The following is a 7,604-nucleotide window of genomic DNA, read 5'->3' on the forward strand; positions in this document are numbered from 1 at the left end:
GCGTCCATTGCGCGTCCACGGGATGAACAGGGCGTCGCCGGAAACATGCGTGTTAAGGGCGGCGCACAATAGGATTAAAGGGATTGTGAGGTGCCCATGGCCAGGGGAAAAGTACGTTATTGGGCCGCCGCCAAGGAGGCGGCCGGCGTTGCGGAAGAATCCTTCGACGCGGTCACTCTTGACGAACTCATGACGCAAATCACACGAAATCGTGGCGATCTTGCACGCGTTGTCCGGCGGTCCTCGTTCCTCGTGGACGGGCTTCCCGTCGGCAGGCGACCCCACGACGAGGTGGTCCTCGGCGACGGCGCGACCGTGGAGGTGCTGCCGCCCTTCGCGGGCGGGTGATCGCCGTCTTCGGCGGGGAAGGACATCGGTAGGCTCTTGACCCCCGCTTGAGACTGGGAGCCCCATGCGGAAGCTGATCATTGCTCTGATCGTGCTGATCGTTCTCCTTGTCGCCGTCGACAGGGTCGCCGTGGCAGGCGTGCAGCGCGACCTCGCCAACAGGATCGCGGCGGCGACCGACACGTCCGGCACGCCGACGGTGACCATCGAGGGCATCCCCTTTCTCACCCAGGCCCTCTCCGGGCACTATCCGGAAGTACGGTTCGACCTCGGCACGCTGACGTACGCCGGCGTGCCGGTGCAGGACCTGCGGGGCGCCGCCTACGACATGACCGCCCCGCTGGCCGACGTCCTCCAGAACAGAGCCGACATCAGAGCCCGGCGCGTGACCGTCAGCGGCACGCTGACCAGGGCCACGATCGACAAGTTCGCCCCGCGCGGCGTCAAGATCAGCGGGAACGGGCGGCGGCTCGTCGCATCGGGTGAGGTGATGGTCGGGGTGAAGAAGGTGGCGTTCGAGGCGGAGATGACGGTCGAGGTGGCCGACGGCGGCCTCAGGCTCCAGGCGGAGAAGATCGAGGGCGTGCCCGACCAGGCCGCGCGGTTCATCTCGTACACGATCCCGTTCCAGGGAAAGTTGCCCTTCGACGTCAAGGTGACCGGGGTGAAGAACGTGGCCGACGGGCTCGAGTTCTCGGCCGAAGCGTCTGACGTGCCGATTCGTGGATAAGGATGAACCGCGGCGCCCTCGCGTATGTGATGAGGGACGTGAGAGAGCGCAGCGAGCGAGCCAGGCCGGAGCTCACAGGGGGAGGGACCCTGTGAGCGCAGCCGGCACGGCCGACGAGGAACTCGTGAGGACCCTCTTCGACGAGCACGCGGGGCCGCTCTACGGCTATGTCCTGCGGCTGACCGGTGACTCCGGGCGCGCGGAGGACGTCGTGCAGGAGACCCTGTTGCGGGCCTGGCGGCATCCCGAGGCGCTCTCCGACCGGCCGATCAGGGCGTGGTTGTTCACCGTGGCCCGCAATCTCGTCTTCGACCAGCACCGCGCCAGGAAGGCGAGGCCGCAGGAGACCAGCGACGAGGCGCTGGCGGTCATACCGGCCGACGACGAGCTGGAGCGGGCCGTCGAGTCGTGGTCCGTGGCAGAAGCGCTGGCCGCGCTGCGGCCGGAGCACCGCGAGGTGCTGCTGGAGGTCTACTACCGGGGGCAGTCGGTGAGGGAGGCGTCCGCGACGCTCGGCGTTCCGCCGGGCACCGTCAAGTCGCGCACCTACTACGCGCTGCGCGCCCTGAAACTGGCGCTCGAGGAGCGGGGGCTGGCGCCATGATGACGTGCGAGGAGATCCGGCTGTCCATGGGGGCGCACGCCCTCGGAGCGCTGGAGCCCGACGAGGCACTGGAGATCGACGACCACCTGGCGACCTGCGAGGCGTGCGGCGCCGAGCTGGTCGAGTTCGAGGGCGTGGCGTCGTTCCTCGGCAAGGTGTCCGAACGCGATGTGGAGCTGGTGTCCAGCCCTCCTCGCCAGGTGCTCGACCGGCTGCTGAACGACCGCGCCAGGCGCAACAGGCGTGGCCGCGTGCTGATGGCGGTCGCCGCGTCCGCCGCGGCGCTGGTGGTGGGCGGCACGGTCTGGACGACCGTCAACACCGCGAGCCATGAAGACTCGGCCGCCGCGCCGGCGGTCGCCGGCTCGTCCCGGTCCGATCAGGAGAAGGGCAAGCCGGAGCTCTACAGCGACTCCAAGCCGAGCGCGAGCAGGGCGCCCGTGCCGAAGGCGTCGGAAAGGGCGGTCACGGGCCGCCAGTTCCCCGGCGAGAACACCGCCGAGGGCTACCGCGCCACCGTGACGGCCGTCCCCGGCGACGGCGGCACCGAGCTGAGCGTGAGCGTCGACGGCGTGCCGGCCGGCACCACCGCCCGCCTCGTCGTCGTGGCCCGCGACGGGCGGCGCGACCCCGCGGGGAGCTGGGACGTCCGCTACCAGGACAAGGCCGTCTTCAAGAGCACGACGTCGCTGCCCATGGGCGACATCGCCAGGTTCGAGCTCGTCGACGAGAAGGACAAGGCGCTCGTGCGGATCCCGGTGCGGAAGTAATCGCGGCCGTCCGCGGTTGCACGAAGTGATGTCTGGTCTGTGGGTGGCGCTGGCCACGCTGGCGCTCGGTGCGGTGATCGGCGTGGTCCACCTGCGCCGCGGCGGAAGGATGCGTGACGTGGGCGGGGAGCGGCTGCCCGAGAGGCCGTCCGGGCGGCTGCCCGGGGGACTGTCGCGGCGGCTGCAGGAGCGGCCGTCCGGGGCGCTGCCTGAGCGGTTGTCCAAGGCCGACTTGGGCGAGGGGCTGGGCGAGCGGGCGACGCTCGTGCAGTTCTCCACCGCGTTCTGCCAGCCGTGCCGGGCCACCCGGCGGATCCTGGCCGACGTGAGCACGCTCGTGCCGGGGGTGAGCCACGTCGAGATCGACGCCGAGTCGCGGCTCGACCTCGTCCGCCGGCTCGACATCATGCGCACGCCCACCGTCCTCGTGCTCGACGCCGCGGGCACCGTGGTCAAGAGGGCCTCGGGCCAGCCCCGCAAGGCCGACGTCCTGGCCGCGGTGGCCGACGCCCTGCCGCCCGCGTGACGACGTCATGCGCCCGCGTGACGACGTCATGCGCCCGCGCGACGACGCCCTGCCGCCCGTGTGACGACGTCATGGCCGGTCCGCGTAACAGACAGATCATCTCAATAACCGGACGAGAAGTGACAGATGACGAGACGCCGAGTAGGGTCGTGAACATGAACCCATCGACAGAGCTGCTGACGAAGCGGCGCGCGGTTGATTTCTGCCGCGTCGCCACCGCGCTCTGTCGCGCTGCCTGAGGACGATCTCGCGGATATCCGATCCGCTCCAATCGACCCCTTCAGGAGCATCCCACGATGCGTGCCGACCCTAGAGCGCTGCGTTTCGGCGCGGCCATCACCACGCTGGTCCTGGTCTCCGTCCTGGTGACGGAGAGCGCCTGGCTTCTCGCCGCCCAGGCGGCGGTCTTCGCGCTCGGAGTCGTCCGCCGCTCGCCCTATGTGATGCTCTTCAAGGCGTTCGTCAAGAGCGCGCCCAAGGAGACGGAAGACGCCCGCCCGCCGCGTTTCGCGCAGCTGGTGGGGCTGGTCTTCGCGGTCGCGGGCCTGGTCGGGTTCCTCACCGGGATCGTGCCGCTGGCCCTGGCGGCCACGGCCGCGGCTCTCCTCGCCGCATTCCTCAACGCAGCCTTCGGATTCTGCCTCGGCTGCGAGATGTACCTGCTGATTCGTCGTCTACTGCCCGCTGCCAACATGGAGGTATCCCAATGAGCCGCTCCGCCGCCCTGGTGGACGCCGACTGGGTCGAGGCCAACCTCGACACACCCGGAGTCGTTCTCGTCGAGGTCGACGAGGACGTCAGCGCCTACGACAAGGGCCACATCCGTGGCGCCGTGAAGGTCGACTGGCAGCAGGACCTGCAGGACCCGGTGCGTCGCGACTTCGTGGACAAGACCGGTTTCGAGGCCCTGCTCTCCGACCGCGGCATCTCCAACGACGACACCGTCGTCCTCTACGGTGGCAACAACAACTGGTTCGCCGCCTACGCCTACTGGTACTTCAAGCTCTACGGCCACGACAACGTCAAGCTGCTCGACGGCGGCCGCAAGAAGTGGGAGCTCGACTCCCGCGAGCTGGTGCGCGACGTGCCCCAGCGGCCCAAGACCCGATACGTCGCCGATGAGCAGGACACCGCGATCCGCGCCTTCCGCGACGACGTGGTCGCCGCCATCGGCAAGCTCAACCTGGTCGACGTGCGCTCGCCCGACGAGTTCACCGGCAAGCTGCTCGCCCCCGCGCACCTCCCGCAGGAGCAGGCGCAGCGCGGCGGCCACGTGCCCACGGCCCGCAACATCCCGTGGTCCAAGGCCGCCAACGACGACGGCACGTTCAAGTCCGACGACGACCTGCGCACGCTCTACTCCGAGGCCGGTGTCGACTTCGGCAAGGACACCATCGCCTACTGCCGCATCGGCGAGCGTTCCGCGCACACGTGGTTCGTCCTGCACGAGATCCTGGGGCAGGACAACGTGAAGAACTACGACGGTTCATGGACCGAGTACGGCTCGCTCGTGGGCGTGCCGATCGAGCTGGGGGAGGCCCGCTGATGACCAGCGCTGCACAGGGCTGCGGAGCGCCGGAGCAGACGATCGCGCTGCCGGCCGGGATCGATCTGACCAACCAGGCCGTGATCCAGGGGGTGGTGACCGGCGCCGGCACGGCCTACGCCCGGCTGCTCGACGGGTCCGGCGAGTTCACCGGCGAGGTCGTGGTGTCCGACGACGGCGTCTTCCGGTTCTTCGCCGCTCCCGGCGACTGGACCGTGCGCATCATCGCGGGCGGCGGCGTCACCCGCGACGTGCAGGTCGAGGCCAAGCTGGGCGAGGTCGCCCAGCTCGCCGTGGCCGTCTGAGCCCGTTTCCACGTGAGGCCCGCGTCGTTCCGACGCGGGCCTTCGCGCGTGCGCCGGATGCGTACGCCACGGTGTCACCTCTCACCCGACGGGCTGCTCGACCGGATCGCGGCCCGGTGCGGCACGCTCAGGGGTTGGCCGGGTAGCGCATGAGAAGCGTGGCGCGCACGACGTCGGGGCCGTGCGCCCGGTAGCCGTGCGGCACGTCGGCCCGCCACGAGATGTGGTCGCCGGGGCCGGCGGTGAGCGGCTCGTCGAGCGGGCCCGCGCTGAGGGCGCCGGTGAAGACCGTGAGGTGCTCGCTGACGCCCGCGTGGTGGGCGGGGGAGGTCTGGGTGAGGCCGGGCGGGACGCGGAGGCGGTAGAGCTCGTACGTCACGGCGCCGTCCTCGAACACCTCCAGCAGCCGGGCCTCGATGGCCGTGCCGCGCATGATCTGCGGCTCGGGCGGCGAGTCGAGTATCGCGCCGATCGGCACGCCGAGCTGCGCGGTGATCGCCCAGAGCGTGTCCAGCGTCGGGTTACGGGTGCCCGTCTCGACGCCCGACAGGGTGGCCTTGCCGATGCCGGCGCGCTTGGCCAGCTCGGAGAGCGACACACCGCGCGCCTGGCGCAGCCGTCGCAGGCGTTCTCCCACCACACGGGGATCGGTGTCGAGTGCGGGGCGCGAGTCCATGACCGTCATGGTGCCGCAAGGGCCGCATCCCGTCGCCGGGCCGGCCTGCGCATCACTCATATGTCACCGCTCCGGAACCGATCGTGCCCGCAATCAGGGAGTTGCGGCTGCGGCAGAAGGGACAGACCGATACGATTCGACAGATGTCCGGTTCGACAGGTGTGATGGATCCGCCCCGACCTGGGCCTACGCCGGCTCAGCGGATGCCGTCGCCGTACTCGCTGCCCCTGCACACGCTGCGGCTCGTGGGCAGATGCGCCGTGCCGCTGATCTTCTGGTTCTCGGCCGGCGAGCTGGTGCGCTTCCTGCTGATGTACGGCGCCACCGAGGTGGCCTACGGCGACTTCCGGCAGCTCCGGCTGGTGGGCGTCATGACCCTGCTCACGCTGGTCGTCATGTCCGCGGTGACGGTCACCGCCGGCATGCTCTACTGCCTGCGCAACGCGCTGTGGGAGATGCGGGCCAGAGCCGACGAGGGCGTGGCCGACGAGCGCTTCTTCCGTACGCTGGACCGGGTCGCCCCCGCCTTCGCCGTGCTCTACCTGGCGTGGGGATTCCACACCGAAGACGCCAGGGACATCTACCAGATGGACCTGTTCCACAACTTCCAGGAAATGACGGACGCATCCTGGTTCGGCGAGGAGTCCCAGGTCGGCCGCGGCCTCGTCGACCTCGACTGGCGCGTGTCGCTCGGCGCGATGGTCGTCATGTTCGGGCTGAAGACGCTCTTCGCGAAGTTCGTGGAGCAGGGCAAGACCAGGTTCTACGGCTTCGCCGCCGCCTTCTCCGAATTCGCGTTCATGTTCTACGGGCTGAACGCCACCGTCGCCGTCGCCGACGCGCGCTCCGAATGGATGGAGCACCGCACGGTCGTCGCCGGGTCCAAGGAGGTCTGGTCCGAGGCGCAGAAGAACGTGCCCCTGTGGGACGGCGTCACGAACACGTTCAGCGAGTTCTGGCCGCTGTTCCTGGACGCGGTCGCGGTCCCTCTGGCCTGGCTGACCGTGGCCATGCTCGTCTACGGCGCCTTCTCCGACGAGACCCGCACCCTGTTCAAGGGCACCCGCCTGGAGCGCGGCGTGGACCGCCTGGAATCCAGCCACGACCTCACGAAAAGGTCGTTCGACCAGGTCACCGCCGGCTTCAGGGACCGCTGGGTGCCGCTGGCCAACTCCCTGCGGATGGTCTTCAACGGCGGCGCGCCGCTCTTCGGCATGCTGTGCCTGTGCTACGTGGCCATCTCGGTGGCCGCCCAGTACGGCGACCGGGGGCTGCGGGCACTCATCGGCTCGCGCGCGGAATGGACGTGGGCCTTCGCGGGACCGCCCGTCGGCTTCCTGCGCGAGATGATCACGACCGTGCTCACCATGGCGCTCCTGGCGGCCACGTTCGACATCGCGGCCACCAGAGCCCGCGCCAGGGGCGAGCGCCTCAGCGACGCCTGAGCCCTGAGCGACGCCTGAGCCCTCAGGGGACGCTTGAACCCTCGGGGCGAGCGGCGGCCTCAGCGACGCCGGAACCGCAGGACCGTGTCGTCCTTCTCCGCCTTCTCCATGGCCTCCCTGTCGAACAGGTCCTCCACCGGCGTGTCGGAACGGTAGCTGCTCGGCCTGAACGAGATCTCGACCTCGTTCGCCACCGGGGTCGGCACGACGGCCAAACCCTCGATCCTGTACGTCTTGCCCACCACCAGCCGGTCCGTCGGCCGCTCGCCGTCCTGCAGTTCCACCGTCCACGTACGGCCCGCGCGGTCCGTCAGCCTGATCTCGTAGGGCAGGGCGGTCATCGTGGCGCTCGACTCGTTGACGACCTTCTTGGTGATGTCCACTTTCAGCCAGGTGACCTCGGGGCCGTGCCTGCTGCCCGCGGGTGCCTTCATGGGCGCCACCGAGGCCGTCCACTCGATGTTGTGGACGGTGCCTGCCTGGCCGGCCGCCACGACGACCTCCTTGGTCTCCTGCGCGGAGACCTTCTCGTAGAACAGGTAGCCGTCGACCGTCTGCGCGCCCATGGTGAGCAGCGACACGACCACGGCCCCTGCGGCGATCAGGAGCTTGCGGTTGCGCGACCCCTTGGCCGAACGCCTCCCGCCGCCCGCC

12 protein-coding genes are annotated in these 7,604 nt (G+C 69.7%); 10 read left to right on the plus strand and 2 right to left on the minus strand.

Going from position 1 to position 7,604, the window contains the following annotated elements:
- The first annotated feature begins 96 nt into the window (after positions 1–96).
- The 9 genes from E1292_RS32655 to E1292_RS32690 all read left to right on the plus strand — a co-directional run bounded on the left by E1292_RS32655 (position 97) and on the right by E1292_RS32690 (position 4,829).
- Positions 97–348, plus strand: coding sequence for a MoaD/ThiS family protein (locus E1292_RS32655; RefSeq protein ID WP_132599967.1), 252 nt, complete (start codon positions 97–99; stop codon positions 346–348).
- A 64-nt stretch (positions 349–412) separates the two neighbouring features.
- A complete protein-coding gene (locus E1292_RS32660; RefSeq protein ID WP_132599970.1) occupies positions 413–1,078 on the plus strand; it encodes an LmeA family phospholipid-binding protein in 666 nt (221 codons plus the stop codon).
- 91 nt (positions 1,079–1,169) lie between these two features.
- The gene (locus E1292_RS32665; RefSeq protein WP_132599973.1) at positions 1,170–1,682 is read left to right on the plus strand and encodes a sigma-70 family RNA polymerase sigma factor; all 513 of its coding nucleotides are present in this window, start codon (positions 1,170–1,172) and stop codon (positions 1,680–1,682) included.
- Positions 1,679–2,452 (plus strand): anti-sigma factor family protein, encoded by a 774-nt coding sequence (locus tag E1292_RS32670; RefSeq protein ID WP_132599976.1) that lies wholly within the window; start codon positions 1,679–1,681, stop codon positions 2,450–2,452. Before E1292_RS32665 ends, E1292_RS32670 begins: the two co-directional genes overlap by 4 nt.
- A gap of 28 nt (positions 2,453–2,480) precedes the next feature.
- Positions 2,481–2,978, plus strand: coding sequence for a thioredoxin family protein (locus E1292_RS32675; protein WP_165974858.1), 498 nt, complete (start codon positions 2,481–2,483; stop codon positions 2,976–2,978).
- A 155-nt stretch (positions 2,979–3,133) separates the two neighbouring features.
- Positions 3,134–3,217 carry a putative leader peptide gene (locus E1292_RS55900; protein ID WP_350668905.1) on the plus strand — a complete coding sequence of 28 codons (84 nt, stop codon included), beginning with the start codon at positions 3,134–3,136 and terminating at the stop codon, positions 3,215–3,217.
- 57 nt (positions 3,218–3,274) lie between these two features.
- Positions 3,275–3,688, plus strand: a complete 414-nt coding sequence (locus tag E1292_RS32680; protein WP_132599979.1) for a DUF4395 domain-containing protein — start codon at positions 3,275–3,277, stop codon at positions 3,686–3,688.
- Positions 3,685–4,524, plus strand: a complete 840-nt coding sequence (locus E1292_RS32685) for a sulfurtransferase (RefSeq protein ID WP_132599982.1) — start codon at positions 3,685–3,687, stop codon at positions 4,522–4,524. The genes E1292_RS32680 and E1292_RS32685 overlap by 4 nt, the downstream gene beginning before the upstream one ends.
- Complete coding sequence (locus E1292_RS32690; protein WP_132599985.1) at positions 4,524–4,829, plus strand: DUF1416 domain-containing protein; 306 nt, start codon at positions 4,524–4,526, stop codon at positions 4,827–4,829. Before E1292_RS32685 ends, E1292_RS32690 begins: the two co-directional genes overlap by 1 nt.
- Positions 4,830–4,956: 127 nt before the next feature.
- On the opposite strand, the gene E1292_RS32695 is transcribed toward E1292_RS32690, so the two are convergent.
- Positions 4,957–5,505: a helix-turn-helix domain-containing protein gene (locus E1292_RS32695; RefSeq protein ID WP_132599988.1), complete on the minus strand. Its 549-nt coding sequence runs from the start codon at positions 5,503–5,505 to the stop codon at positions 4,957–4,959.
- Positions 5,506–5,708: 203 nt separating this feature from the next.
- On the opposite strand from E1292_RS32695, the gene E1292_RS32700 reads away from it, so the two are divergent.
- On the plus strand, positions 5,709–6,950 hold the full coding sequence (locus E1292_RS32700; RefSeq protein WP_132599991.1) for a hypothetical protein: 1,242 nt from the start codon (positions 5,709–5,711) through the stop codon (positions 6,948–6,950).
- Between the two features lie 59 nt (positions 6,951–7,009).
- Here E1292_RS32700 and E1292_RS51540 read toward each other — a convergent pair.
- Positions 7,010–7,604, minus strand: a 595-nt coding sequence (locus tag E1292_RS51540) for a hypothetical protein (RefSeq protein WP_165974859.1), incomplete at its 5' end; no start/stop codon positions are given.

Origin of the sequence: Nonomuraea deserti, from assembly GCF_004348685.1 — a bacterium.
GTDB classification, from domain to species: Bacteria; Actinomycetota; Actinomycetes; order Streptosporangiales; family Streptosporangiaceae; genus Nonomuraea; species Nonomuraea deserti.